Annotated in this window: 21 protein-coding genes; 11 read left to right on the forward strand and 10 right to left on the reverse strand. The window is 60.7% G+C overall.

The features are described from left to right. Positions 1–26 precede the first annotated feature (26 nt). Positions 27–3,875, reverse strand: coding sequence for a bifunctional diguanylate cyclase/phosphodiesterase (locus tag MF4836_RS20220; protein WP_078471747.1), 3,849 nt, complete (start codon positions 3,873–3,875; stop codon positions 27–29). A gap of 282 nt (positions 3,876–4,157) precedes the next feature. Between MF4836_RS20220 and ettA the strand changes: the two genes are divergently transcribed. Together ettA and gdhA are read left to right on the forward strand one after the other, a co-directional pair. Then, positions 4,158–5,822, forward strand: a complete 1,665-nt coding sequence (ettA, locus tag MF4836_RS20225; protein ID WP_020296430.1) for an energy-dependent translational throttle protein EttA — start codon at positions 4,158–4,160, stop codon at positions 5,820–5,822. Positions 5,823–6,133: 311 nt separating this feature from the next. Beyond that, positions 6,134–7,471: an NADP-specific glutamate dehydrogenase gene (gene gdhA, locus MF4836_RS20230; RefSeq protein ID WP_078471748.1), complete on the forward strand. Its 1,338-nt coding sequence runs from the start codon at positions 6,134–6,136 to the stop codon at positions 7,469–7,471. A 6-nt stretch (positions 7,472–7,477) separates the two neighbouring features. Here the strand turns inward: gdhA and MF4836_RS20235 are convergent, their stop codons facing one another. The 4 genes from MF4836_RS20235 to MF4836_RS20250 all read right to left on the reverse strand — a co-directional run bounded on the left by MF4836_RS20235 (position 7,478) and on the right by MF4836_RS20250 (position 11,082). Next, positions 7,478–7,972, reverse strand: coding sequence for a GreA/GreB family elongation factor (locus tag MF4836_RS20235; protein ID WP_078471749.1), 495 nt, complete (start codon positions 7,970–7,972; stop codon positions 7,478–7,480). 71 nt (positions 7,973–8,043) lie between these two features. Next, positions 8,044–8,400, reverse strand: a complete 357-nt coding sequence (locus tag MF4836_RS20240) for a hypothetical protein (RefSeq protein ID WP_078471750.1) — start codon at positions 8,398–8,400, stop codon at positions 8,044–8,046. A 245-nt stretch (positions 8,401–8,645) separates the two neighbouring features. Beyond that, the gene (locus tag MF4836_RS20245; RefSeq protein WP_078471751.1) at positions 8,646–10,499 is read right to left on the reverse strand and encodes an Lnb N-terminal periplasmic domain-containing protein; all 1,854 of its coding nucleotides are present in this window, start codon (positions 10,497–10,499) and stop codon (positions 8,646–8,648) included. A 94-nt stretch (positions 10,500–10,593) separates the two neighbouring features. Then, on the reverse strand, positions 10,594–11,082 hold the full coding sequence (locus MF4836_RS20250; protein WP_078471752.1) for a DUF3015 domain-containing protein: 489 nt from the start codon (positions 11,080–11,082) through the stop codon (positions 10,594–10,596). A 276-nt stretch (positions 11,083–11,358) separates the two neighbouring features. Between MF4836_RS20250 and MF4836_RS20255 the strand changes: the two genes are divergently transcribed. Then, positions 11,359–13,797 (forward strand): Lon protease family protein, encoded by a 2,439-nt coding sequence (locus tag MF4836_RS20255; protein WP_078471753.1) that lies wholly within the window; start codon positions 11,359–11,361, stop codon positions 13,795–13,797. Between the two features lie 212 nt (positions 13,798–14,009). After that, complete coding sequence (locus tag MF4836_RS20260; RefSeq protein ID WP_020296437.1) at positions 14,010–14,351, forward strand: PA4575 family protein; 342 nt, start codon at positions 14,010–14,012, stop codon at positions 14,349–14,351. A 3-nt stretch (positions 14,352–14,354) separates the two neighbouring features. Here MF4836_RS20260 and MF4836_RS20265 read toward each other — a convergent pair whose 3' ends face one another. Next, positions 14,355–16,187 (reverse strand): hypothetical protein, encoded by a 1,833-nt coding sequence (locus MF4836_RS20265; protein ID WP_078471754.1) that lies wholly within the window; start codon positions 16,185–16,187, stop codon positions 14,355–14,357. A gap of 162 nt (positions 16,188–16,349) precedes the next feature. Here MF4836_RS20265 and MF4836_RS20270 point away from each other — a divergent pair, with 162 nt between their 5' ends. Further along, a complete protein-coding gene (locus MF4836_RS20270) occupies positions 16,350–16,838 on the forward strand; it encodes a TIGR00645 family protein (protein WP_020296439.1) in 489 nt (162 codons plus the stop codon). Between the two features lie 92 nt (positions 16,839–16,930). Here the strand turns inward: MF4836_RS20270 and MF4836_RS20275 are convergent, their stop codons facing one another. Beyond that, complete coding sequence (locus tag MF4836_RS20275; protein WP_153050249.1) at positions 16,931–18,712, reverse strand: hypothetical protein; 1,782 nt, start codon at positions 18,710–18,712, stop codon at positions 16,931–16,933. A 239-nt stretch (positions 18,713–18,951) separates the two neighbouring features. Between MF4836_RS20275 and MF4836_RS20280 the strand changes: the two genes are divergently transcribed. Both MF4836_RS20280 and MF4836_RS20285 read left to right on the forward strand, forming a co-directional pair. Then, on the forward strand, positions 18,952–19,254 hold the full coding sequence (locus MF4836_RS20280) for a DUF6482 family protein (protein ID WP_020296441.1): 303 nt from the start codon (positions 18,952–18,954) through the stop codon (positions 19,252–19,254). 133 nt (positions 19,255–19,387) lie between these two features. Continuing rightward, the gene (locus MF4836_RS20285) at positions 19,388–20,005 is read left to right on the forward strand and encodes an FKBP-type peptidyl-prolyl cis-trans isomerase (protein WP_020296442.1); all 618 of its coding nucleotides are present in this window, start codon (positions 19,388–19,390) and stop codon (positions 20,003–20,005) included. A 114-nt stretch (positions 20,006–20,119) separates the two neighbouring features. Here MF4836_RS20285 and MF4836_RS20290 read toward each other — a convergent pair whose 3' ends face one another. From MF4836_RS20290 to MF4836_RS20300, 3 genes are all read right to left on the reverse strand, one after another. Continuing rightward, on the reverse strand, positions 20,120–20,377 hold the full coding sequence (locus MF4836_RS20290) for a PA4570 family protein (RefSeq protein ID WP_020296443.1): 258 nt from the start codon (positions 20,375–20,377) through the stop codon (positions 20,120–20,122). Positions 20,378–20,578: 201 nt separating this feature from the next. After that, positions 20,579–20,920, reverse strand: coding sequence for a zinc ribbon domain-containing protein YjdM (locus MF4836_RS20295; protein ID WP_020296444.1), 342 nt, complete (start codon positions 20,918–20,920; stop codon positions 20,579–20,581). 115 nt (positions 20,921–21,035) lie between these two features. Further along, on the reverse strand, positions 21,036–22,004 hold the full coding sequence (locus MF4836_RS20300; protein WP_078471756.1) for a polyprenyl synthetase family protein: 969 nt from the start codon (positions 22,002–22,004) through the stop codon (positions 21,036–21,038). Between the two features lie 241 nt (positions 22,005–22,245). On the opposite strand from MF4836_RS20300, the gene rplU reads away from it, so the two are divergent. The 4 genes from rplU to proB all read left to right on the forward strand — a co-directional run bounded on the left by rplU (position 22,246) and on the right by proB (position 25,530). After that, positions 22,246–22,560 carry a 50S ribosomal protein L21 gene (rplU, locus tag MF4836_RS20305; RefSeq protein ID WP_003230856.1) on the forward strand — a complete coding sequence of 105 codons (315 nt, stop codon included), beginning with the start codon at positions 22,246–22,248 and terminating at the stop codon, positions 22,558–22,560. 35 nt (positions 22,561–22,595) lie between these two features. Continuing rightward, positions 22,596–22,871 carry a 50S ribosomal protein L27 gene (gene rpmA, locus MF4836_RS20310; RefSeq protein WP_003215862.1) on the forward strand — a complete coding sequence of 92 codons (276 nt, stop codon included), beginning with the start codon at positions 22,596–22,598 and terminating at the stop codon, positions 22,869–22,871. Positions 22,872–23,064: 193 nt separating this feature from the next. Next, a complete protein-coding gene (gene cgtA / locus MF4836_RS20315; protein ID WP_020296447.1) occupies positions 23,065–24,288 on the forward strand; it encodes an Obg family GTPase CgtA in 1,224 nt (407 codons plus the stop codon). A gap of 123 nt (positions 24,289–24,411) precedes the next feature. Then, on the forward strand, positions 24,412–25,530 hold the full coding sequence (gene proB / locus MF4836_RS20320; protein WP_078471757.1) for a glutamate 5-kinase: 1,119 nt from the start codon (positions 24,412–24,414) through the stop codon (positions 25,528–25,530). Positions 25,531–25,533 lie beyond the last annotated feature (3 nt).

The raw sequence follows: 25,533 nt of genomic DNA on the forward strand, positions 1-25,533 counted from the left end.
TTGTCGCTTGAAGCTTGCCGCGGGTTCTAGTCGAACATGAAGAGTGCGTCGTTGCTGAACTGGGCTTCGAAGCGATTGGCCGGCATCGGGCGGCCGAACAGATAGCCCTGGACCTCGTCGCAACCGTGTTCACGCAGGAAATCCAGCTGTTCGTGGGTTTCCACGCCCTCGGCGATCACCGCCAGGTTCAGGCTGTGGGCCATGGCAATGATGGCGCGGGCGATTTGCGCGTCCTGCTCGCCGGACGGCAGGCCATCGACGAAGGTTCGGTCGATTTTCAGCACGTCGATCGGAAACTGCTTGAGGTAGTTCAGCGATGAGTAGCCGGTGCCGAAGTCATCGACGGCGATGCTCAGCCCCAGGTTTTTCAGGCCGGCGAGAATCTGCATGGCCTCGCTGACTTCACGCATCAGGATACTTTCGGTCAGTTCCAGCTCCAGGCACGCCGGCGGCAGGCCGGTTTCCTTGAGGATGGTAGCGATCCGCGTGCCCAGCTGGCCGTCGGAGAACTGCCGCGCCGAGATGTTCACCGAGACTTTCGGCACCCGGACCTTGGCCAGGTGCCAGGACTTGAGCTGGCGACAGGCCTCGCTGATCACCCAGTCACCGACATCCACCACCAATCCGAGTTCTTCGAGTACCGGGATGAAGTCCCCCGGTGGCACCAGCCCGCGCCGCGGATGCCGCCAGCGCAGCAGGGCCTCGGCCCCGGTCAGGCGCTTGCCGTCGCCGCTGAATTGCGGCTGGTAGTAAAGGACGAATTCTTCCTGCTCCAGGGCGTGGCGCAGGTCGCTTTCCAGCTCCAGGCGCTCCAGGGCGCTGGCGTTCATGTCCGCCTGGTAGAACTGGAAGTTGTTCTTGCCGCGTTCCTTGGCGTGGTACATCGCGGTGTCGGCGTTCTTCATCAACTGGCTCAGTTCATTACCGTCCTGCGGGCTCAGGGCGATGCCGATACTGGCGGTGACAAAGAACTCGCGGCCCTCGAGCACAAAGGGTTTTACCAGGCTGGCGAGAATCTGCTCGGCGACGTGGATCGCCCGGTTCAGCGCCATTTCACGGCTGGCGCGAGGCTGCAGGAGCAGGGTGAACTCATCGCCGCCCATGCGCGCCACGGTGTCGTCATCGTCGACGCAGCCCAGCAGGCGCGTGGCCATTTCCTTGAGCATGCGATCGCCTGCGGCATGGCCCAGGGAGTCGTTGATCGGCTTGAAGCGGTCGAGGTCGAGGAACATCAGCACCACCCAGGACTTCTGCCGTTCCGCCGATTGCAGAGCGGTGTGCAGGCGATCCTGGAACAAGGTGCGGTTGGGCAAGTGGGTCAGGGCGTCGTAGTAGGCCAGGCGGTGGATCCGCTGCTCGCTGGCCTTGCGCTCGCTGATGTCACTGAAGAAGCACACGTAGCTGGCCAGGTCGCCTTCGTCATCCAGCACCGCGGTAATCCCGACCCAGGCCGGATAATGCTCGCCATTGCGCCGCTTGAGCCAGACTTCGCCTTCCCAGGTGCTGTGCTGGTGCAGTTGCTTGAGCACATAGCGCAGGTGGGCTTCCTGCTGTTCGTCGACGGTCAGCATGTTCGGCAGTTGGTCGAGTACCTGGGACACCGCGTAACCGCTGACCCGGCTGAAGGCCTCGTTGGCCTGCACGATATAGCCGGCCGGGTCGGTGATCAGGATCGCCGAGGTCGAGTGTTCGAAAACCGTGGCAGCCATGCGCAGGTCTTTTTCCGCACGGCGTTGCTGGCTGATGTCGCGGCCGACGCCGAGCACGCCTTCGAACGCCCCGTGCTCGTCCCACACCAGCACCAGGCGCAGCTCGATGGGGATCTTGCGGCCGTCGGCGCGCAGGCAATCGAACAGGAACAACTGGGTCTGCACCTGGCTGCGCAACTGCGCCAGTTGCTCGGGTTTGTCCAGGGCCTTGCTGACCCGGTCCATCAGGGCATAGATGCCGGTCAGTTGCTGCGGGTTGGCGATGGTCGATTGCCAGCCATTCTGGAAGATCCAGTCCACTCCATAACCCAGCACCGCCAGCACCGACGGGCTCACGTAGTTCAACGACAGCTTGCTGTCGGTGGAGAAAATCACGTCGCTGATGCTTTCGGCGAGCATCCGGTAGCGTTGCTCGCTGTCGCGCAGGGATTCGCTGGCCTCGATCTGGTCGGTGATGTCCTTGGCCACGCCGATGATCCGCGTGACCTGGTCGTGCCGATCCCGGGCCAGCGCCTGTTCGCGGATCTCGAAACGCCGCCATTGGTCGCTGCGGTGGCGAAAGCGCAGTTGGCATTGCAACAGCTGGGCATAACCCGAATGCCGCTGCTCCTGGCGCAGGCGGTGGTAGAGGTCGGCGTCTTCCGGGTGCAGCAGGATCTCCCAGAAGTACTCGCCCATCTGGTGCAGTTCGGTCTTGTTGTAGCCCAGGGTCTGCCCCAGGTGATGGTTGCTGAAAATCATGCGCTGGCTGATCACGTCCTGCACATACAGGTGATCGGGCACGGTACGCACCACGTCCGACCAGAAACCTTCACGCTCCAGCAGCGACAGTTCGATCAGCTTGCGGCTGGTGATGTCACTGATGCTGAGGATCACCGCGCGGTAATCGCTCGGGTCTTCCGGCAGGCGCAGCACCAGCCACAGATGCTGGTCCTTGCCCTGGGCATCGCTGAGCTTGATTTCCAGCTCCAGCTGCTTTTGGCGGGTGAGCACGGCATCCAGCAGTTGAATGCCGATGGCGTTGCCGTTGAGCGGGCAGCCGTCGATCAGCAGTTTCCAGGCGCTTTCGCAGGCGTCGACATTCAGCAGGCGCAGGGCGACCTGGTTGACTTCGGTAATGCGCAGTTCCTGCAACAGTTGCAGGCGCTGCTCGGAGCTCTGTTGCAGCCAGTGCCTGAGCTGCTCGCTGGTGCGCAGTTGCAGCTTGTCGAGCAGAACCGGGAGCCCGGAGATATCCAGCACGCACAAGGCCACGCCGGTGCCTTCGAAAATATCCTGGTAGCGGCGCCGACCTTCGTGCAATTGGCGCTGGCGCCGGCGCATGTTCAGCAGGGCGATCACCGGAATCAGCGAGAAAGCCAGGCCCAGCAGGCATTTGCCGATAAAGGCCGGCAACAGTTGCTCGATGACCGCGCGCTCATCGAACAGGCCGCGCAATTGCCAATCGCTATTGCCCAGGGGCGTGACCAGCACGGTGTTGGCCATTTCATCGGGCGAAAGCTGGCCGGGTGTGGCGCTGCTGCTTTCATCGCGGCTGATGACTTGCTGGGTCAGGCGGTTTTGCACCACCCACACCGGGCGGAAGCTTTCGTCGCTGTGCCGGGTCAGGGTCTGGAAGAAACTCGGGGCCACTCGCAGTACCCAGTAACCCTTTACCGCGCCGCTGGGCTGGTGCAGTAACAGATACACCACCGAACCCTCCGGGCCGTTGCCGAAGAAGTAGCGCTGGGCGTGGCTGCGCTCGACCAGTTTCGCCAGCCAGGCCGCATCCTGGCTGTCGGTGGCGCTGTCACTCAGCACTTGGCCCTGGGCATCGAGCAGGGCGACGCTGCGAACATCCGGCAGGGACAACTGGAGTCTTTTCAGCAGTTGCTGCTGTTGCTCGGTGTCGTGGGGCTGTTCGACGATCGGTAGCAGGTTGAGGGCAATCTGCGCGTTCAGCGCCAGGTTCAGGCTGAGGTGATCAGCCAGATCGGCGCTGTAGTCGATGGCATGTTGGTGCTGGTCTTTACGGGTTTGCTGCAGTTGGTCGAGCAACTGCCAAAACAGCAGGGCGAGCAGCAGCAGTACCAGCGTTGCCAATCCCCCCTTCAGGGTGCCGCGCAGGGGAGAGCCGGGCGCAGAGGCGATTGCGCGCACGGAAGATGGCGGAATGACATTGGACAAGCTGTGATCCTGCGGTTTGGCTGGACTGGCGCGACGTGCACTATAAGCCGGACGCCCGAAGGGCGGCTAGCATGCCTTGAGTTGTGGCAAAGTGCCAGCCCCGCCTGGCTGGACCTTAGTCATCCGTTGAGGTAGCTTTGCCGGTTACGCGGGAGCGTTCCAGCTCCAGACAATCAGGCATTTACCGCGCGCAGGTATTGATCACGATCAACGCCCGTGCCGCGCATGGCCTGGCCCGGGCTCTGCCCGATCTATTCATCAGTCACTGACGCTAGGTTCACCATGGCTCAATACGTCTTCACCATGCATCGGCTGGGAAAAGTTGTTCCGCCGAAGCGGGAAATCCTCAAAAACATTTCGCTGTCATTCTTCCCCGGCGCCAAGATCGGCGTACTGGGCCTCAACGGTTCGGGTAAATCCACCCTGTTGAAAATCATGGCCGGCGTTGACACCGAGTTCGACGGTGAAGCACGCCCGATGCCAGACCTGAACATCGGCTACCTGCCGCAAGAGCCGCAGCTGGACCCGACCAAGACCGTGCGTGAAGTGGTCGAGGAAGCGGTCAGCGTGATCAAGGACGCCCAGGCGCGCCTTGACGAGGTGTATGCCGCCTACGCCGACCCGGATGCCGATTTCGACAAGCTGGCCGCCGAACAGGCCAAGCTCGAAGCCATCCTGCAAGCCAGCGATGGTCATAACCTGGAGCGCCAGCTGGAAGTCGCCGCCGATGCGCTGCGCCTGCCGGCCTGGGACGCCAAGGTCGAACACCTGTCAGGTGGCGAGAAGCGTCGTGTGGCCCTGTGCCGCCTGCTGCTGTCGGCCCCCGACATGCTGCTGCTCGACGAACCGACCAACCACTTGGACGCCGATTCCGTCGCCTGGCTGGAACACTTCCTCCACGACTTCCCGGGCACTGTGGTCGCGATTACGCACGACCGTTACTTCCTGGACAACGTTGCCGGCTGGATTCTGGAACTCGACCGTGGCGCCGGCATTCCTTATGAAGGCAACTACTCGGGTTGGCTCGAAGCCAAGTCCGACCGTCTGGCTGCCGAATCCAAGCAGCAGTCGGCTCACGAAAAAGCCATGAAGGAAGAACTGGAGTGGGTGCGCAAAGGCGCCAAGGCCCGCCAGTCCAAATCCAAGGCTCGTCTGCAACGCTTCGAGGAAATGCAGTCCCAGGAATTCCAGAAGCGCAGCGAGACCAACGAGATCTACATCCCGGCCGGTCCGCGCCTGGGTGACAAGGTCATCGAATTCAAGAACGTCACCAAGGGCTATGGCGATCGCGTCCTGATCGACAACCTGTCGTTCAGCATGCCTAAAGGCGCCATTGTCGGCGTGATCGGCGGTAACGGTGCGGGTAAATCCACCCTGTTCCGCATGCTGATGGGCAAGGAACAACCGGATTCGGGCAGCATCGAAGTCGGCGAAACCGTGCAGCTGGCTTGCGTGGATCAGAGCCGCGACGACCTGGATGGCAGCAAGACTGTGTTCCAGCAGATCTCCGACGGTTCCGACCAGATCCGCATCGGCAACTACGAGATTCCGTCCCGTACCTACGTCGGTCGTTTCAACTTCAAGGGCGGCGACCAGCAGAAGTTCGTCAAGGACCTGTCCGGTGGTGAGCGCGGTCGCTTGCACCTGGCCCTGACCCTGAAAGAGGGCGGCAACGTCCTGCTGCTCGACGAACCGTCCAACGACCTCGACGTTGAAACCCTGCGTTCCCTGGAAGAAGCCCTGCTGGACTTCCCGGGCGCCGCCATTGTGATCTCTCACGATCGGTGGTTCCTTGACCGCGTCGCGACCCACATCCTGGCGTACGAAGACGACTCGCAAGCGGTGTTCTTCGAAGGCAACTACACCGAGTACGAAGCCGATCGCAAGAAGCGCCTTGGCGAAGCGGCTGCCCAGCCGCATCGCGTACGGCACAAAAAACTGGCCTGATTGGGTCGGTTGAAAAAAAAGCGGAGCCTTCGGGCTCCGTTTTTTTGCCTGGTGATTGTTGCCAGAGGGGAAGTTGAACAAGGGGAACTGCTCAATCGGCGAGCGGTTTCAGAGGTGACCGCAATCGGGCGATCGGGTTAATGTTGATCCTCGTTTCGGTGCACAAAAATCGGCTTTTCAGGGGCTGATTTATATCTAATGCACCATTTAAATTCATAACTGCGACATTTTGCGCTGTCGCGGTGCGAATCGAATTGCTAAAGTCCCGGGCAAATCTCCGTTAACGACAATAAATTTGCCGAGACTTTTCCATGATCGAATCCGTCGAAGACTTCCTTGCCCGCCTGAAAAAACGCGATCCAGACCAGCCTGAATTCCACCAGGCGGTGGAAGAGGTACTACGCAGCCTGTGGCCTTTTCTGGAAGCCAATCCCCATTACCTGACCTCGGGTATTCTCGAACGCATCTGCGAGCCGGAGCGTGCGGTGGTGTTCCGTGTGTCGTGGGTCGACGATCAGGGCAAGGTCCGGGTCAACCGCGGTTTCCGCATCCAGATGAACAGCGCCATCGGTCCCTACAAGGGCGGTTTGCGCTTCCACCCTTCGGTCAATCTGGGGGTGCTTAAATTCCTCGCCTTCGAACAGACCTTCAAGAATTCCCTGACCTCACTGCCCATGGGCGGCGGCAAGGGTGGTTCGGACTTCAACCCCAAGGGCAAGAGCGACGCTGAAGTCATGCGCTTCTGCCAGGCGTTCATGAGCGAGCTGTATCGTCATATCGGTGCAGACGTGGATGTGCCCGCGGGCGATATCGGCGTCGGCGCCCGGGAAATCGGTTTCCTGTTCGGGCAGTACAAGCGCCTGAGCAACCAGTTCACCTCGGTCCTGACCGGCAAGGGCATGAGCTACGGCGGCAGCCTGATTCGTCCTGAGGCCACCGGTTTCGGTTGCGTGTACTTTGCCGAAGAGATGCTCAAGCGCCGTGGCGACCGGGTCGAAGGCAAGCGCGTGGCGATATCCGGTTCGGGCAACGTGGCGCAGTACGCGGCGCGCAAAGTCATGGACCTGGGGGGCAAGGTGATTTCCCTGTCCGACTCCGAGGGCACGCTGTATTGCGAGTCCGGCCTCAGCGAAGAGCAATGGCTGGCGGTGCTGGAGCTGAAAAACGTCAAGCGCGGGCGCATCAGCGAGTTGGCCGAGCAGTTTGGCCTGGAGTTCCGCGCTGGCCAGAGCCCTTGGTCCCTGGCGTGCGATATCGCATTGCCCTGCGCGACCCAGAACGAACTGGACGCCGACGCTGCTCGCACCCTGCTGCGTCAGGGCTGCATCTGCGTGGCCGAAGGCGCGAACATGCCGACCACCCTGGAGGCTGTGGATATCTTTATCGACGCCAATATCCTGTTCGCCCCGGGCAAGGCGTCGAACGCCGGCGGCGTGGCGGTGAGCGGGCTGGAGATGTCGCAGAACGCCATGCGTCTGCTGTGGACTGCTGGCGAAGTGGACAGCAAGCTGCACAACATCATGCAATCGATCCACCATGCCTGCGTGCATTACGGCGAAGAGAACGGTCGGATCAACTACGTCAAGGGCGCGAACATTGCCGGCTTCGTCAAGGTTGCCGATGCCATGTTGGCCCAGGGCGTGGTCTGAGGCGCTTCAGGCCGGTTCGATGCGGATGATCTCGATCGTCTGATCGCCTGCCGGCCGATGCCACAGCACCTCATCCCCCGGTTGCGCGCCCAGTAGCGCGCGACCCAGGGGCGAGCCCCAGTTGACCAGGCCATGGGCGGCATCGGCCTGGTCTTCCCCCACCAGTTGCACCTGCTGCTCGCTGCCCTGTTCATCGGCGAAGGTCACGCGGCTGCCTATCTGCACCTTGGTGGTGGAAGTGGCCTGGGTCACCACCTGGGCGCTTTGCAGGCGTTGCTGGAAATACCGCAGGTCACGTTCGATATCGGCTTGACGCTGTGGGTCCGCCTGGTCGCCCAGGCTCGCTTGTTCGCTGTGCTGGCTGTGCAGCTGCGCGACTTTGGCCTGCAACTGGGCCAGGCCGGTCGGGGTGACGTAGTTGGGTTGGGCGCTGACGAGGCGTTCGACCGGCTGGTCGGCCTGTGCGGCGGCCTGATCTTCATTGACGAAGGCACGGCTCATGGCATTTCTCCCTTGATGGAGGTTGGGCCATGGTCGCAGCCTTTTAGTTTCGGGCAATGTCCGAAAGCGACCTATTGCGAACGATAGGCCCGCGCCGCGCCTTGATCCTTCTCTTGCTGCCAGGCGCGCTCGCGCTCATCCCAATGGCGATCCCGGTAATCGGTGCGGTCCTGGTTTTCGAGCATGGCCTGGCATTGGCGGAAGCCATCGCTCCAGCCTTCGGCGTATTGCGGGTCCTTGAGATAGCGCGGGACGTTTTTGCGGAACTCGCCACTGATCGACCCGGCGGCCTGGCGACCGCTGATGCACCCGTCATCGAAACCGTCGGCGAAGGCCGGCGGGTAACCCAGGGCCAGCAAATGCTCGTGGGTCGACTCGCACCCACTGATCAGCAACAACAAGACGGCTGCCCAACCAAAACGCTTCATCTGCGACTCCTGGACGCTTGATGAGTGAAGTTTAGAAGCGCTTTCGTCGCGGCCTTGTGAAAAACAGGTGAGCGGTTTGTTTGGGGTTGCCGTGGGTAGGTGCTGTGGAGTGTCAGGGAGGTTATCGGCGTGATTGATGCCAGCGCAGCTTGGCGGCAGCGGTTACAGGAGGAGCTGTAGCCGCTGCCGCCAGGCTGCGCTGGGTCTTCCAGGCGCCGTGTTGGTGCAGGCGGATTGGGAGCTTCTTAGTAGTGATACCACTTGAGTTCCAGCATCACTTCGTTGACCGGTGTGGCCAGCTGGCTGAATTCGCGCTGGGCACTCAGGCGCAGGCCGAGGTTGCGTGACAGTTCCCATTGCTGGTTGAGGCTCAAGCTGCGGCGCACTTCGCCGTTGGTGAAGTAGTCGCCCTTGGCCTCGACGCTGAAGTTGCCCAGCGGGTTTTTCCACAGGAGCCCGGAGTTGAACCCGGCCGCGGGGGCGATAAAGCCAGCGAAGTCGTTGTTGTGTTCGATGCGAACGGTGCCCAGGGCAAAGCCCAGGGTGTTTTCGCCCAGTTGCCAGGTGCCGCCGGCACCGCCATTGACGTGGCTGACCAGGGTTTCATCGTCATGCTTGCCGGGCACTCGCTCCAGGCCGCCGGTGACCTGCCACGACCAGGGTTGCAGCAACTCGTTGCGCGGGGTCAGGGAGCGGATGGTCGCAAGATCCAGTTGCTGCAGTTGCCAGTGATTGCCTTCGTACTGGCGCAGCTTCATCTGCAGGATTTCGATCTGTGCGCCCAGGGGGAAGCCTTCGGCGTTGTCATTCAGATCGTGGTAGGCCATGCGCAGGCCATACTCGCCAAACGCCTGGTCGCCCCGGGTGCCGATGCCGGCCTGCCAGGTGCGCGACTCGTGGCCATCTTCCGGCAGCCCCGGCCGCTCGATCTCAAGCTCCGGCGCCGGGTTCTGATTGATCGCCCGCAACAGCTCGAAGCTGCGTTGTGAACGCTGTGGGTCGCGCTCCTGGCCGTTGGCGCGGTAGCGCTCCAGGCGGTAGGCCGCGTCGATGATCAGGGCCTGGCGGTCCCGTGGTTGGGCCTTGAAGGCTGGGTCCTGCAGTTGCTTCTGATTGGCACTGACCTTGAGCACCCAATCCTGCTCGGCACCCGACAGCGGTTGCGCGCGGCTCAGCAACTCACGCTCGCGGGACGGGCGATAGTCGATCTTCTCCACCAGCCCGGCTTCTTTCACCGCCTTGACCGTATCGGTAGGGATCGCGGTCAGGGGGAACTGCTCGGTCAGTTTCAGGCCGGGGCGCGCCACCTGCAGCAATTCCAGCAGGCGATAGGAGCAGTTTTCGTCGAAGAAAAAGTAATCGAACTGGATCTGCTTCAGCTCCCAGACATGCTCGACCATACGCTCGGTCTCGACCTGGGTCAGGTTCAGCCGGTATTCCCACAGGTCGCGGTTTTCCAGGCTGCGGTATTCCGAGAGTTTCTCCTGGTAGGGGACCAGGGCGAACAGGCCCGGATAGCCGCCCATCAGGCCTTTCCAGGCGTAGAGGATGCTGTTGTCCGAGCCTTCGATATAGGCCCCGAAGTTGATCGCGTAGCTGAGCAGGGCCGTGTTGTTGCTTTGCACGTCGGCCTGGTCGATGCGCAGCAGGGTGTGGCCGAACATCGAGGATGGGCTATTGAGGTAGGCCGCCGGGAAGATCATCACCGCGCTGTGGGGCGCGACATCCTTGAACCATTGTTTGAACTCGCTGCAGTCCACCGCCGGCAGATCGTCCAGCTTGAGCTGCGCCTTGAGCCAGCGGGTGCGGGCCGGATAAACGCATTGGGCGTGTTTCTCGCCGGCGCTCGCCGGGGCGTAGATCGCTTCGAGGGTGGCCTTGAGTTCTGCATCGGGATGGTGCGCGCCATCGGCGGCGAGAAAGAACTTCTGGTCGCTGACATAGCTGCGCCAGCCGCCGAGCTTGCCACTCTCGTAGTGCCCCAGGGAGATCCAGAACGGATCATTGGCCAGTTGCTGCAAACGTTGATTGTCGATATGAGGCGCGGCGTACAGCGGGGCGCAGGCACACAGCGCCAGATAGGCAAGGCGTTTGAGCATGGTGGGCAACTTAAGTCGAAAAAAACAAAGACCCAAAGGGGGTTAGGTCGAAAAAATAAAAAGCCCGCCCCCAGAGGGAGCGGGCGTTGCGAGCTTAAGCCGGGGTAGCGTATTTAGCCAGGCGCGTGTCGCTTTTCAGCACGGCCAGGGTATTGGTGTGCACATCGTCCGCCGTCACGTCAGCTTTGCTGAAGATCTGCTGGAAGTGCTCGTGGGTGACTGCGGCGAAGTGCGCGCGATCTTCCGGAGCGACACCCAGTACCACAGCGTAAGTGGTCAGGGCTTCGCCTTGGCCTTTTGCCATGTCTTCGGACAGTTCGTTCATCATGCCATTCATGGCAATCCAGGATTTACCGCCATAGGTCAGCGCGGCGTTGGTCGAGCAACCGTTGGTACCGGACGTCATACCGAACGTGGCGTTACCGGAAGTGCCGTTGGTGGTGGATGCCAGGAAGTGTGCTGGGGTCCCACGCTGACCTTCGAACAGCATGTTGCCCCAGCCGCAATCCGGACCGCCTGGCGCCTGAGCCATGGCATTGATGGAAACAGCGGTGAAGAGAGTACCGAGAAGAATCCGTTTCATAGCTTTGTTCTCTTTGTGTGCAAACCAATGGACAAGGGGGTCTGGCCCATTTCTGCGCCAGTGGGCCGGTTATTAGTCCAGCCGCGCAGTTTGGAGTTTAGGCAGGTTCCAAGGGTTCCGTTACTTTTTACAAAACATTCATGCATATGAAGGTTTTTTTCCCGTTCACCCAGGCTTTTACGTTTGTCTATGCTTTCGCCTGAGGCGCGCCTTGCCAGCCGGGTATACCCGGCGCCAGAATGCCGCCATCTGCCCCGCCTGATGTAAGGAAGCCCGATGCCTGATCCTGTTGCTGCCAGCTTGCGTCTAGCGCCCGAAGCGCTGACCCGTCCGTTTTCCGCTGAACAGTTCAGCTTCTCGACCACCAATGATCTGGAGCCCTTTCGCGGTGTGCTTGGCCAGGAACGTGCTGTTGAAGCGCTGCAATTTGGTGTGGCCATGCCACGCCCCGGTTACAACGTGTTTGTCATGGGTGAGCCCGGCACTGGCCGGTTTTCTTTCGTCAAACGCTACCTGAAGGCTGAAGGCAAGCGCCTGCAGACCCCGGCGGACTGGGTCTACGTCAATAATTTCGATGAGCCGCGCGAGCCCCGCGCCCTGGAATTGCCGTCGGGCACTGCCGGTGCGTTCATCGGCGACATCAACGGTTTGATCGACAACCTGCTGTCGACCTTTCCGGCGGTGTTCGAACACCCGTCCTACCAACAGAAGAAAAGCGCCATCGACCGTGCGTTCAACCAACGCTACGACCGCGCCCTGGATGTGATCGAACGCCTGGCCCTGGAAAAGGAAGTCGCGCTGTACCGCGACAGCAGCAACATCGCCTTTACCCCGATGAGCGAGGGCAAGGCGTTGGACGAAGCGGAATTCGCCCAGTTGCCCGAGGCTGAGCGCGAGCGTTTCCACGAGGACATTTCAGCGCTGGAAGAACGCCTCAACGAAGAGTTGGCGAGCCTGCCGCAATGGAAGCGCGAGTCGAGCAACCAGTTGCGCCAGCTCAACGAAGAAACCATCACCCTGGCCCTGCAACCTTTGCTGGCGCCACTGTCGGAAAAGTACGCGGAAAACGCAGCGGTCTGCGGGTACCTGCAAGCCATGCAGGTTTACCTGCTGAAAACCGTGGTCGAGCAACTGGTCGACGACAGCAAGACCGACGCCGTGGCCCGCAAGCTCCTGGAAGAACAGTACTGCCCGAGCCTGGTGGTCGGTCACCCGGCCAGCGGTGGCGCACCGGTGGTGTTCGAGCCGCATCCGACCTATGACAACCTGTTTGGCCGGATCGAGTACAGCACCGACCAGGGCGCGCTTTACACCACCTACCGTCAACTGCGGCCGGGCGCCTTGCACCGGGCCAACGGTGGCTTCCTGATTCTTGAAGCCGAGAAGATGCTCAGCGAGCCCTTCGTCTGGGATGCCCTCAAGCGTGCCCTGCAATCGCGCAAGCTGAAGATGGAGTCGCCATTGGGCGAGCTCGGGCGCCTGGCCACGGTGACCCTGACACCGCAAGTGATCCCGCTGCAGGTCAAGGTCATCATCATCGGTGCGCGGCAGCTGTACTACACGCTGCAGGACCTGGATCCGGACTTCCAGGAGATGTTCCGGGTGCTGGTGGACTTCGACGAAGACATTCCGATGGTCGACGAGAGCCTTGAGCAGTTCGCCCAGTTGCTCAAGACCCGTACCTCGGAAGAAGGCATGGCGCCGCTGACTGCCGATGCGGTGGCGCGCCTGGCGACTTACAGCGCACGCCTGGCCGAGCACCAGGGGCGTTTGTCGGCGCGCATTGGCGATCTGTTCCAACTGGTCAGCGAGGCCGACTTCATTCGCCACCTGGCCGCCGATGAAATGACCGATGCCGGGCATATCGAACGCGCCCTCAAGGCCAAGGCCACTCGCACCGGCCGAGTGTCGGCGCGGATTCTCGATGACATGCTGGCCGGGATCATCCTGATCGATACCGACGGTGCCGCTGTCGGCAAGTGCAACGGGCTGACGGTGCTGGAAGTGGGCGATTCGGCGTTCGGGGTTCCCGCGCGGATTTCGGCGACGGTCTATCCGGGCGGCAGCGGTATCGTCGACATCGAGCGCGAGGTCAACCTCGGGCAGCCGATCCACTCCAAGGGGGTGATGATCCTCACCGGTTACCTGGGCAGTCGTTATGCCCAGGAATTCCCCCTGGCGATCTCCGCCAGTATTGCCCTGGAGCAGTCCTACGGTTACGTCGATGGCGACAGCGCGTCCCTGGGCGAGGCTTGCACGCTGATCTCGGCGCTGTCCAAGACGCCGCTCAAGCAATGCTTCGCCATTACCGGCTCGATCAACCAGTTTGGCGAAGTGCAGGCGGTGGGCGGGGTCAACGAGAAGATCGAAGGCTTCTTCCGTCTCTGCGAGGCGCGCGGCTTGACCGGGGAGCAGGGCGCCATTATTCCTCAGGCCAACGTCGCGACCCTGATGCTGGATGAGAAAGTGCTGCAGGCGGTGCGTGCCGGGCAGTTTCATGTGTATGCGGTGCGCCAGGCCGACGAGGCGTTGAGCCTGTTGGTCGGCGAGCCTGCCGGCGAGCCGGATGCAGATGGGCAGTTCCCGGAAGGCAGCGTCAACGCGCGGGTGGTGGAGCGCTTGCGGGTGATCGCGGAAATGATCAGCGAAGAAGACCTCAAGGAAGCCGAAAAAGAGCTGGCGCAACAGGCGCTGGCTGAAGCCAAACCGGTCTGAACCCGACCTGTGGCGCGGGCTTTGTCCCGCGTCGCAGCGTCAGTCGGCTGGCGTCAACTTTCGCCAACAGACCATTCGGCGCCTGTTTATCCGGTCAACTTTGCTTATCGGGCTTTTCCTCTATTCTCAGGGCAAGGAGAACGACAGTCGTCACTGGATCGCAACAGTCTTCCGACGAAGGCTGAACACCGGATCTAACGAGGGTCGCCGCCATGTCGCGCAACCTCTGCCTTACCCGCCAATGCCTGGGCCTGGTCACCCGTATCGAATGCAGCGTTCGTCCGCTGGCCGGCGATACCGGAATGTGGACCTTGCTGTTCGCCGCCGGAATGGCCGGTGAGCAACCTTCTGCCATCAAATCCCAGGGGCCTTTCTGCGGTCCGGTGGTGGCTGAATCCATACTCGACTCGATTGTCGAGAGCCTCACCACCCACGGTTACCAACTGGCCGATGACCCGCAGATCTGGTGCCTGCACCTGCAAGCCCAACTGCGCCAGATCAACGGTGATCGCGGGCGCAACTCCGGCGACTTCCAGTTCCACCCCGAGCACTGAACCCTACTGATCGGCCCGAGGCGGTTCGACTTTGTCGAGCTTGACCTCAAAGCCATACTCGACGGGGTTGAGCTCGGTGCGTTGGTAGGTCTCCAGTTCTGTGGGCTGGCCATAGAAATAGTGCACGTCGAACAGCGCCGGGCCGGTGGCCGATGCACCGTGGCTGACGGCAAAAATCTCCTTCAGGTATTGTCCCGTGTCGTCTTTGGCGTAAAAGCGCCAGGCGTCGGCGGGAAACTGCGCCTGGTCGACGATCAGCGCATTGCCTTTAAGCTCCAGGCCCTTGGGCAATTGCTGGGTCTTGAGGGTGTTTTTCTCGATGCTGGCAAGGAACAGCGGTATAGAACCGACGGCGTAGGCCGGGGTCTCCGGGAACAGGTTGAGGTCGTAGGTGATGGTGCCGCGCAACGGGTCGATCTCGAGGGCTTCGGTGGGCAGTTCGATGGGTTCGCCGCGCTTGCCCTGGGCGCCCTGGGTGAAAAATGTCACTGGGGTATCGCCGGTATTGAAGGAGGAACCCAGCAGTTCGTCATTGAACGTACGCGGGTGATCGAATTCGATGCGCGCGGCACTGGCATCCTCCACCGACTGGCTGATGCTGACACTTTTCTTCAGGGTGTCTTCGTCGAGGTCCGCGGCTTTCAGGTAGGTCGCGGCCTGGTCGTCATAGACCACGACCGGCATCGGCAGCGGCCGGATGTTCTTGTCGGTGCTCATGTGGTCGAAGCGCTGAACCGGCAGGTCGAGATCCTTGCGGGTAATGCTGGCCTGGGAAAAGTCGAAAACGCTGACCTCCAGCTTGTCGATCACTCCGTTGAAATAGACCTTGGCGTAATGGCTGGTCTGCTGTTCGTCGAACGCTTTTTGCTCGGTTTCGAGCTGCCGTTCGAAATCGTCGCTCCAGGCTTTCTGTTTCTTCATTTGCGCCAGTTGTTGCTCATAAAAGGCCACTTGCTGGGCGCTTTCGTTGAGTGAGCCGGCGCGCGCCAGAAACTGCCCGCTGGTGTCTCGGGCCTGGACCAGCAGCGGGTTCGGCGAGGTATCGCTGATCTGCTCGGGCAGCGCGGTGCTGTTGCGCATTTCGATCTCGGCCCAGTTCTTGTCCAGTTTGAGCAGGGTGACCTGAATATTGTCCTCGGTGCGGGTCTTGCCCAGGTCGGCCTTGCTCAGCTCGAAAGTCTGTATCCGGCGCGGCGCTATGACTTCGACCTTGCCCTGCAGGCTGACCGGTTGAGGCTGATTTTTGTTGGCGACTTCCAGGCCCTCGATGAACGGGTAGGTCACCGTCAGGTCGTCGGGGTTGGTCAGGTTGGAACTGGACGGGCTGAGCTGAATACCGGGGTCGGTTTCCGACCATTCAGGCTGGAAAGGGATGACTTTTTTGTTGCTCAAGGTTACGGACTGCCATTCCAGGCCATGGGGAAAGGGGAACTCGGCGGGCATGGTAAAGCTGAAAGGGAACACCGGTTGCAGGTCGGTCAGGTAGTCGGAACTGGTGGGTTTGCGCAGCACGAACAGGCCATTGATGTAGGTGTCGACCAGGGCTTGCGGGCTGGGATAGTGCTTGAGCAGGGCCAGGGCGTCGTCGGCGTACTCGGTATCGATGGGTTTGCTTTGCAGTCGTAGCTGGGCGCGCTCCAACAGCAGCAGAGAGCCGCCCAGGTCGGCAATGGCGCCTTTGAGTTTCGGGTCCTGGATAGCGTCCAGGGACTTCTCGAATTGCGCGGTTTTCTCTTCGAGGCTGACCTGGCGCTTCTCTTCACTGGGTGAGCAGCCGCTGCCGAGCAACAGCGCCATGCACATTCCGATACTCGCCAGAGGCAATCGCAAATCCATTTTCCAGTCTTCCTGTCCGATGTCAGTGAGCGGCGTGAATGGTTTCGACACTAGCAGAAAAAACACGGCGACAGACCCGCAGGTTGCGGATTTGTCGGTGGTTTATGGGCTCGGGGACGGCTGATATACTCGCCGCCGTTTTCAAACTTCGTGTGAGATCCAATGGAACGTTTTATCGAAAATGCAATGTATGCCTCACGCTGGCTGCTGGCGCCGATCTACTTCGGGCTGTCGCTGGGCTTGCTGGCGCTGGCATTGAAGTTCTTCCAGGAAGTCTTCCACGTTATCCCCAACGTGTTCTCCATGGCCGAGTCGGACCTGATCCTGGTGCTGCTGTCGTTGATCGACATGGCACTGGTGGGCGGCCTGCTGGTGATGGTGATGATTTCCGGTTACGAGAACTTCGTTTCCCAACTGGACATCGATGAGAGCAAGGAAAAGCTCAACTGGCTGGGCACCATGGACTCGTCGTCGCTGAAGATGAAAGTGGCGGCGTCGATCGTGGCGATTTCCTCGATTCACCTGCTGCGCATCTTCATGGACGCCAAGAACGTCGATCCCGAGCATCTGAAGTGGTACGTGATCATCCACATGACCTTCGTGATCTCGGCGTTCGCCATGGGTTACCTGGACAAGCTGACCAAGCACTGATCGCTCAAGCGCCGCAGTAACCGAACCGCCCGGATGTTGCAAACGTCCGGGCGGTTTTGTTTATGGGGCTGGCGAGTTTCAGGCAGTGGGGATCAGGGGACTTCCGGAGCGTGCAGCTTGACCTCGAAGTCATACTCAAAGGGCGTGACGTCTACCAGTTGATAGGCTTCGACGGTGGTGGGTTGCCCGTAGTAGTACTGCACCTGGAACAGCTCCTCGCTCTGCTTGCCTTGATGCTGGACCTGGTGGAATTTCTTCAGGTAGCGGCCACTGCTGTCCTTGGCGAAGAAGCGCCAGGCAACCTGCGGGAACGGCGTGCTCTGGATGATCAGGGCGTTGTCCCGCACGCTCAGACCCTGGGGCAGGGCGCTGGCTTCGAATAGGCTTTTTTCAACCTTGGGGTGAAGCAGGGTCATGGTGCCGGTGGCATAGGCTGGTTGCCGAGGCAGCTCAGAGGGGCTGTAAGTAATGCTGCCGCGGAAAGGGTCGAAATCGAAGGTGCGCAAGCCCATATCCAGCAGTTCGCCACGGGTGTTGAGTGCGCCCTGGGTATAGAACTCCAATGAGCGCTGGAAGTCGTACCCAGCCGCCGACCAGGCGAAGGGCGCGTCGGAGTGAAAGAGGATTCGGGCGTATTGGGCGCTGACCGCTTCTGAGCTGACACGAACGCTCTGGCGCATCTGTTCCTGGCTTATGGCATAGCGACGGGTCTGCTCGGCGATGCTGTCGTCATGCACCACAGCGTGACCCTGCATGGGCAGCAAGGCGTTGCCAGTGATCCATTCCTTGAACGAATAGACCGGGGTTTTCAATGCCTGGCGTTGCACCTGGGCGGTGGAGAAGTCCAGGGCGGTGACCTTGAGGCTTTCCAGTTCTCCGTAGAAGGACACCTTCTTGTAGTGACTGCCCCGGGCCTGGCGCCAGGCGTCCAATTGCTGCTGTTGTTGGTTGATAAAGGCCGGGTCGTATTTTTTCTGTTGCAACAGCGCCAGCAGTTGCTCGTCCTCGAAGTCCAACTGTGCTTGGGGCTTGGTGATCGCGTGGGAGGCTTTCAAGTAGTTGCCGTCCCGGTCTTGAGCCTGGATCAGCAGCGGGTCCAGCTGCATGTCTGCGAGCTCGGCACTCAGCGGGGCACTGTTGACCAGCTCGAACTCGGCAAAGTTTGGCTCGGCCTTGAGCAGCTTCACACTCAGATTGCCCTGGCTCTGGGTACTGCCGACGTCACCACGGGTGAAGCTGAACACCTTGACCTGGCCGGGAACCACCGTTTGCGCAGTACCGTTCAAGGCCACGACTTCGGGGGTGTTCTCGGTCCGCTCTTTATCCGGGTAGATGAGTTGATAGTGTCCGGGCTTGTGCTGTTCCAGGCGCCGGGACTGAGGGCCTCCTGCGGGCTCCTTGTCGGCTTGCAGGGCGATCACCGATCCGTCCTTCAAACTGGCCGACTGCCAGTCGAGCTCGGTCGGGAACAACGGTTCGAGTGGGTCTTTGTTGAACGGCGAACTGAGATCCATGTCGATTCTGCGGAAGACGATAGCGTCATAACTCTTGAAGAACAGGCTGGCCAGCCAGTGCCCGGCCGCATCGGCGGGAACCGGGTATTGCTCGATGAGGTCATTGGCGTCGAGGCTGTGTTCGACCTTCCAGGCTGAGTTCATCCTCAGCAAACCGCGCCGCTCGTCGTACCAGGCCTGCAACTGAGTGATGGCCAGGTTTTCGAGTGTCGAGTTGGGCAACTCCCTGGCCTGGGCGATGCGTTGATCGAAGGTTTGTTCCAGGCGTTTTTCGGGGCTGAGCTCGACGCTCAGGTACAGCGCCAGGACGCCTGCTGCGAGGAGGCCGATGCCGGTGGCGACGCAGGTCATGAGTTTCATGGGCGGGCGCACTTTTTTAGGGCGCGTGGCAGGTCAACATCCATTTGCAGAGATCCATTGGCGTAGAAAGGGCTGGAAAGCGGCGGCGACACTAACAGAAAACCCGGGCCTTTTCCTTTTGCCGATGCCTGCTCCAAGTGCTGCGCCGTTGGTCCAGATCGAGAGACCGGCGCTTGTGCTTTTATCGCGCCAGGCATATGCCTGTAGCGTCACGGGCCTGAATTGCACGAGGTGGGTTTATGAACCTGCAAGAAATGAATGCCTACGCCATCGCCGGCAAGGTCGATGAGTTGAACCTGATTTCTCTGGAAGGCGGCATCTATCTGCTGGAGGCGCGCATGCATGGGGCGGCCTACCCCCTCAGCGACGGCCATGGGCAGATGTTCCACTTGCGTTCGGTGGAACATGCGCGTCAGGTGTTGCAGGCGTTTCCGACATTGCCGTTCAACCTTGTGCACACCTCGGTGCATGACGAAATGTGCGGCCTGTCAGCCAGCGCCGAGGAAAGCCTGAAGGTGCCACTGGCGTTGCGCTCGGCCTGATAGCGCCATACGCCCCCCTGATCTTCGCCAGGGCTTCTGTGCTAGTCTGCTCGCCCTTTTGGTTCCGGGCGCCCCGGGATGCGCTGTGCACGCACGGCAAGTTCCCGAGCCGTCCGCACAGCGGAGCAGTTCCATGTCCGAAGTAAATCTGTCCACCGACGAAACCCGCGTCAGCTACGGCATCGGCCGTCAGTTGGGCGACCAGCTGCGCGACAACCCGCCGCCGGGCGTGAGCCTGGACGCGATCCTGGCCGGCCTGACCGACGCTTTCGCCGGCAAGCCAAGCCGTGTAGGCCAGGACGAGCTGTCCGCCAGCTTCAAGGTCATTCGTGAAATCATGCAGGCCGAAGCGGCCGCCAAGGCTGAAGCAGCTGCGGGCGAAGGCCTGGCTTTCCTGGCTGAAAACGCCAAGCGCGATGGCATCACTACCCTGGCTTCCGGCCTGCAATTCGAAGTGCTGACTGCGGGCGAGGGCGCCAAGCCATCCCGTGAAGACAGCGTGCGTACTCATTACCACGGCACCCTGATCGACGGCACTGTGTTCGACAGCTCCTACGAGCGCGGCCAGCCTGCAGAGTTTCCGGTGGGTGGCGTGATCGCCGGCTGGACCGAAGCCCTGCAACTGATGAACGCCGGTAGCAAATGGCGTCTGTACGTGCCGAGCGAACTGGCTTACGGCGCGCAAGGCGTAGGCAGCATCCCGCCGCACAGCGTCCTGGTGTTTGACGTCGAGCTGCTCGACGTACTCTAAGTCGTAGCGAATGCGGGAGCCGGTTCGCCGGCGATGCAGGCGGCGCGGTTCAGCCTTGAACCCGTGCGCATGCCATCGCTGGCAAGCCAGCCCCCGCAGGTTTTGCAGTGACGCTCATACCTGAAACTTGCTGCTGAGTTCTGACGCCGGGCGCAAGGCTCTGGCGTAACAGAACAAAAACAGGTTGCGCACCAGTTCCTTGAGCACCATCGGTTCGCTGGAACTCAAGCCGTTGAAATCCAGGTCACCCTGGTCCTGCAGCTCGTTCAGAGCCTCTTCTTCCAGCACCGCACAGACTTCCCCGGTTTCCCGATGAAGGATTCTCAGGTAAGGGTGTGGGCGATCCAGCCACGCGTCGATCAAATAAGTCATGGGTCTCATCTCCTTGATGGGTTCAATGAGAATAATTCTTATTCAATGAATAGCAAGTACCTATTGGCGGTTTCTGCTTTTTTCTAGGCAGAAATTGCTGTCGATCAACTCGACTGGCCTTTTGCTATTGGGAGGGGATTAGTGGGGGATGAGGCGGGGAGATGGCGCCATCCCGCGTAGTACGCGGGATGGGCAGGGGGATCAGACCTTGCGCACGAACTCTGACTTGAGTTTCATCGGGCCGATGCCGTCGATTTTGCAGTCGATGTCATGGTCGCCATCGCACAGGCGGATATTCTTGACCTTGGTGCCGACCTTGACCACCAGGGACGTGCCCTTGACCTTGAGGTCCTTGATCACGGTGATGGTGTCGCCATCTTGCAGGACGTTACCCACCGAGTCTTTTTTCACGCTTTCATCGGACGCTACTTCGGCTTCGCCGCTGGCGGACCACTCGTGGGCGCATTCCGGGCAGATCAGCTGTGCGCCGTCTTCATAGGTGTATTCGGAATTGCATTTTGGGCAGGGTGGCAACGTGCTCACTAAAGCTCCTTGAGTTTCAGGATGGCTAAAAAGCGCACATTGTATAGGGTTTTAGCCGGGAGAGGGGCGGGATGCCCGTTGGAGCCGGCTGGCCGGCTCCAGTGCATGCGGGGGATCAGTGCGTGCGGGCGACCGCGAACTCGCTCAGTTCCACCAGTGCATCGCGGTATTCGCTTGGCGGCAGGGCTTCGAGGCAGCTGATGGCGCGGGCTACGTAGTCGCGGGCCAGTTGTGCGGTGTAATCCAGGGAACCCGAGGCTTCCACGGCAGCGCGGATGCTTTCCAGGTCTTCGATGCCGCCTTTCTGGATCGCCTGGCGAACCAGCGCGGCCTGTTCGGCGGTGCCTTCGCGCATGGTGTAGATCAGCGGCAGGGTCGGCTTGCCCTCGGCCAGATCGTCACCGACGTTCTTGCCCAGGGTCTCGGCGTCGCCGCGGTAGTCCAGCAGGTCGTCGACCAGTTGGAAGGCCACCCCCAGGTGATCGCCAAAGGTGCGCAGCGCTTCGCTTTGCTCAGGCGTGGCGCCAGCCAGGGCTGCGGCACTGTGGGTCGACGCTTCGAAGAGCATCGCGGTCTTGCCGCCGATGACTTCCATATAGGTTTCTTCGGTGGTGCTGGCGTCACGGACTTTCGACAGCTGCAGCACTTCGCCTTCGGCGATGATGCGGGTGGCTTGGGAAAGAATCTTCATGACCGGCATCGAGCCCAGCTCGACCATCATTTCGAACGAGCGCGAGTACAGGAAGTCGCCCACCAGTACGCTCGGCGCATTGCCCCACATGGCGTTGGCCGTGGAGCGGCCACGGCGCATGCCGGACATGTCGACCACGTCGTCATGCAGCAGGGTGGCGGTGTGCAGGAATTCGATGGTAGCGGCCAGCAGGCGCATGTCGTCGCCTTCGCGACCCAGGGCCTTGCCACACAACAGCACCAATAAAGGACGCAGGCGCTTGCCCCCGGCCGAGGTGATGTAGTCGCCGATTTTCGATACCAGCGGCACCCGGGAAGTCAGCTGCTTCTTGATGATGCCGTCGACGGCGCTAAAATCGTCCGCCACCGCGCGGTAGAAAGCTTGGGGTTGCATCAGCGAGAGTCGCTCCAGAAGGGTTGCGCGGCATGCTAGGACCCGCGTCCGGGCCTGTCAAGGCGCTATGGACAGGCACTTGCATCGGCTTTGCTCCTTGCGTACAATCGCGCACCCTGAACTTCCTGGGCAGCACCTGCCTTACGCAATTGCACTTGGGCCGTTCCAGCCCCATGCAGCCATGCCAGCCAATACCTCTTCTTATAAAGAGCTGGGTGAGCAGGATTATCGGAGAAATACCATGTCGTACGCAGTAATCGTTACTGGTGGCAAGCAATACAAAGTCGCCCCAGGTGAATACCTGAAGATTGAAAAACTGGAAATCGCTACCGGCGAATCCGTAACTTTTGATCGCGTTCTGTTGGTCGCCAATGGCGATGACGTGAATATCGGTGCTCCAGTTGTTGCTGGCGCTACCGTTGTGGCTGAAGTGATCTCCCAAGGTCGTCACGATAAAATCCGCATCATCAAGTTCCGTCGTCGTAAGCACCACATGAAGCGTATGGGCCACCGCCAGTGGTACACCGAGATCAAAATCACCGGTATTCAGGCTTAATTTCAGCCTAATTCCTCACTAGGAGAATTGAACTCATGGCACACAAAAAAGCTGGTGGTAGTACCCGTAACGGTCGCGACTCAGAAGCCAAACGCCTTGGCGTGAAGATGTATGGCGGCCAGGTCATCATTCCGGGCAACATCATCGTGCGTCAGCGCGGCACCCAATTCCACGCTGGCTACGGCGTTGGCATGGGCAAAGATCACACTCTGTTCGCTAAAATCGACGGCGTGATCAAGTTCGAAGTAAAAGGCGCTTTCAACCGCCGTTACGTGAGCATTGTCCCGAAGACTGAAGTCGTCGCGGCATAATTGCGTAGTTGCTGGAAAAGCCCTGTCTCGCGACGGGGCTTTTTCGTTTGTGGGGTGAGTCTCTTGCAAAGCTGTTTGTGATGGGCGAAAGCAGCTGGATTTGCGGTCGTTGCTTGAGGTCGCTGCGCTCATTTTTGCAAGAGTCTTATGTCTTGATTTTTCGGCTCGTCCGTATGGCGAGAGGCGTTCTGTTATGAAGTTTGTTGATGAAGTATCGATTCGAGTAAAGGCCGGCGACGGCGGCAACGGTTGCATGAGCTTCCGTCGCGAAAAATTCATTGAAAACGGCGGCCCGAACGGCGGCGACGGTGGTGATGGCGGCTCGGTCTATATGGTTGCCGACGAAAACCTCAACACCCTGGTGGACTACCGTTACACCCGGCACTTCGATGCCGAGCGTGGCTCCAACGGCGGCAGCACCGATTGCACCGGTAAAAAGGGTGAGGAGCTGGTGCTGCGGGTGCCGGTTGGCACCACGGTCATCGATTCCGCTACCCAGGAAGTGATTGGCGACCTGACCAAGGCCGGCCAGAAACTGCTGGTAGCCCATGGCGGCTGGCACGGTCTGGGCAACACCCGATTCAAATCCAGCACCAACCGTGCGCCGCGCCAGACCACTCCGGGCAAGCCGGGTGAGGCGCGTGACCTCAAGCTGGAAATGAAGGTCTTGGCGGACGTGGGTCTGCTGGGTTTGCCGAACGCCGGTAAAAGTACCTTTATCCGTTCGGTTTCGGCCGCTAAGCCGAAAGTGGCCGACTACCCGTTCACCACCCTGGTGCCGAACCTGGGTGTGGTCAGTGTCGATCGCTGGAAAAGCTTCGTGGTTGCGGATATTCCGGGCCTGATTGAGGGCGCTTCCGATGGCGCTGGCCTGGGGATTCGTTTCCTCAAGCATTTGTCCCGTACACGCCTGCTGTTGCACCTCGTGGATATGGCGCCGCTGGATGACTCCAGTGCGCCGGATGCTGCAGAAGTGATTGTCAGCGAGCTGACCAAGTTCAGCCCGTCGCTGGCTGAGCGTGATCGCTGGCTGGTGCTGAACAAGTGCGACCAGATTCTTGAAGAAGAGCACGATGCTCGGGTCAAGGAAATCGTTGATCGTCTGGAGTGGACCGGTCCGGTCTACGTGATCTCGGCCATCTCCAAGCTGGGTACCGAGCGTCTGTGCCACGACATCATGCGTTACATGGAAGATCGTGCCGATCGCCTGGCCAATGACCCGGCCTACAAGGAAGAGCTGGCCGAGCTCGATCAGCGCATCGAAGACGAAGCCCGTGCTCAGTTGCAGGCCCTGGATGACCAGCGTGCCCTGCGCCGTAGCGGCGTGAAGTCGGTCCATGACATCGGTGACGATGACTGGGACGAAGAAGATGTGGATGACGAAGATGGTCCGGAAATCATTTACGTGCGTGACTGATTCCTTGCAGTAAACTTAAGCGCCGCTCAATCGAGCGGCGTTTTAGTATCCGGAAATCGATAGTCACGAATAACGTTACGGGCAGTGCTGGGTCGTGCTGTCCTCAAGCTAAGGTTGAAGAAGATGCGGAGCAAGGTGACGGGTGCGCAGCGCTGGGTCGTGAAGATCGGCAGTGCACTGCTGACGGCGGATGGCAAGGGCCTGGATCGTGCGGCAATGGGTGTGTGGGTCGAGCAGATGGTGGCCTTGCACGAGGCTGGCGTCGAGTTAGTGCTGGTTTCTTCGGGAGCGGTAGCGGCTGGCATGAGCCGTCTGGGCTGGACCTCGCGACCCAGTGCGATGCACGAGTTGCAGGCGGCCGCTGCCATTGGCCAGATGGGCTTGGTGCAGGCCTGGGAGTCGAGCTTTGCCGAGCATGGCCGGCACACTGCGCAGATCCTCCTGACCCATGACGACCTCTCCGATCGCAAGCGCTACCTCAACGCTCGCAGTACCTTGCGTGCCCTGGTCGAGCTCAAGGTGATCCCGGTGATCAACGAGAATGACACCGTGGTGACCGACGAAATCCGTTTTGGCGACAACGACACCCTGGCGGCGCTGGTGGCGAACCTGGTCGAGGCTGATCTGTTGGTGATCCTTACCGACCGTGATGGCATGTTCGATGCTGATCCGCGCAATAACCCGGACGCCCAGCTGATTTACGAAGCGCGGGCCGATGATCCGGCGCTGGATGCGGTGGCCGGCGGCACCGGCGGTGCGCTGGGGCGTGGCGGCATGCAGACCAAGCTGCGCGCGGCGCGTCTGGCGGCGCGCTCCGGGGCGCACACCATTATTGTTGGCGGGCGTCTGGAGCGAGTCCTGGACCGTCTGAAGGCGGGTGAGCGCATCGGTACCTTGCTCTCGCCGGAACGCGGCATGCTGGCGGCGCGCAAGCAGTGGCTGGCTGGGCACTTGCAGACCCGCGGCACTCTGGTGCTGGATGCGGGAGCGGTCTCGGCGCTGTCCCAGGGCAACAAGAGTTTGTTGCCGGTGGGTGTGAAGCAGGTCCAGGGCGGTTTCCGTCGGGGCGAGATGGTGGTCTGCGTGGCGCCGGACGGGCGGGAGATCGCTCGCGGCCTGGCCAACTACAGTGCGCTTGAGGCGCAGAAGATCATTGGTCAGTCGTCTGATGCAATTGTCGGTCTGCTGGGCTACATGGCTGAGCCGGAGCTGGTGCATCGCGATAACCTGATCCTGGTTTAAGCA

Source organism: Pseudomonas sp. MF4836 (assembly GCF_002018875.1).
Classification (GTDB): domain Bacteria; phylum Pseudomonadota; class Gammaproteobacteria; order Pseudomonadales; family Pseudomonadaceae; genus Aquipseudomonas.

Excerpts from the sequence above, each read along its gene's own strand:
- MF4836_RS20280 (WP_020296441.1), top strand. The coding sequence starts at position 18,952 with ATGAACCTGCAAGAAATGAATGCCTACGCCATCGCCGGCAAGGTCGAT.
- proB (WP_078471757.1), top strand. The coding sequence starts at position 24,412 with ATGCGGAGCAAGGTGACGGGTGCGCAGCGCTGGGTCGTGAAGATCGGC.
- MF4836_RS20260 (WP_020296437.1), top strand. The coding sequence starts at position 14,010 with ATGTCGCGCAACCTCTGCCTTACCCGCCAATGCCTGGGCCTGGTCACC.
- MF4836_RS20290 (WP_020296443.1), bottom strand. The coding sequence starts at position 20,377 with ATGACTTATTTGATCGACGCGTGGCTGGATCGCCCACACCCTTACCTG.
- MF4836_RS20285 (WP_020296442.1), top strand. The coding sequence starts at position 19,388 with ATGTCCGAAGTAAATCTGTCCACCGACGAAACCCGCGTCAGCTACGGC.
- MF4836_RS20235 (WP_078471749.1), bottom strand. The coding sequence starts at position 7,972 with ATGAGCCGTGCCTTCGTCAATGAAGATCAGGCCGCCGCACAGGCCGAC.
- cgtA (WP_020296447.1), top strand. The coding sequence starts at position 23,065 with ATGAAGTTTGTTGATGAAGTATCGATTCGAGTAAAGGCCGGCGACGGC.
- MF4836_RS20275 (WP_153050249.1), bottom strand. The coding sequence starts at position 18,712 with ATGAAACTCATGACCTGCGTCGCCACCGGCATCGGCCTCCTCGCAGCA.
- rpmA (WP_003215862.1), top strand. The coding sequence starts at position 22,596 with ATGGCACACAAAAAAGCTGGTGGTAGTACCCGTAACGGTCGCGACTCA.
- MF4836_RS20265 (WP_078471754.1), bottom strand. The coding sequence starts at position 16,187 with ATGGATTTGCGATTGCCTCTGGCGAGTATCGGAATGTGCATGGCGCTG.
- gdhA (WP_078471748.1), top strand. The coding sequence starts at position 6,134 with ATGATCGAATCCGTCGAAGACTTCCTTGCCCGCCTGAAAAAACGCGAT.
- MF4836_RS20250 (WP_078471752.1), bottom strand. The coding sequence starts at position 11,082 with ATGAAACGGATTCTTCTCGGTACTCTCTTCACCGCTGTTTCCATCAAT.
- ettA (WP_020296430.1), top strand. The coding sequence starts at position 4,158 with ATGGCTCAATACGTCTTCACCATGCATCGGCTGGGAAAAGTTGTTCCG.
- MF4836_RS20270 (WP_020296439.1), top strand. The coding sequence starts at position 16,350 with ATGGAACGTTTTATCGAAAATGCAATGTATGCCTCACGCTGGCTGCTG.
- MF4836_RS20300 (WP_078471756.1), bottom strand. The coding sequence starts at position 22,004 with ATGCAACCCCAAGCTTTCTACCGCGCGGTGGCGGACGATTTTAGCGCC.
- MF4836_RS20245 (WP_078471751.1), bottom strand. The coding sequence starts at position 10,499 with ATGCTCAAACGCCTTGCCTATCTGGCGCTGTGTGCCTGCGCCCCGCTG.
- MF4836_RS20255 (WP_078471753.1), top strand. The coding sequence starts at position 11,359 with ATGCCTGATCCTGTTGCTGCCAGCTTGCGTCTAGCGCCCGAAGCGCTG.
- rplU (WP_003230856.1), top strand. The coding sequence starts at position 22,246 with ATGTCGTACGCAGTAATCGTTACTGGTGGCAAGCAATACAAAGTCGCC.
- MF4836_RS20240 (WP_078471750.1), bottom strand. The coding sequence starts at position 8,400 with ATGAAGCGTTTTGGTTGGGCAGCCGTCTTGTTGTTGCTGATCAGTGGG.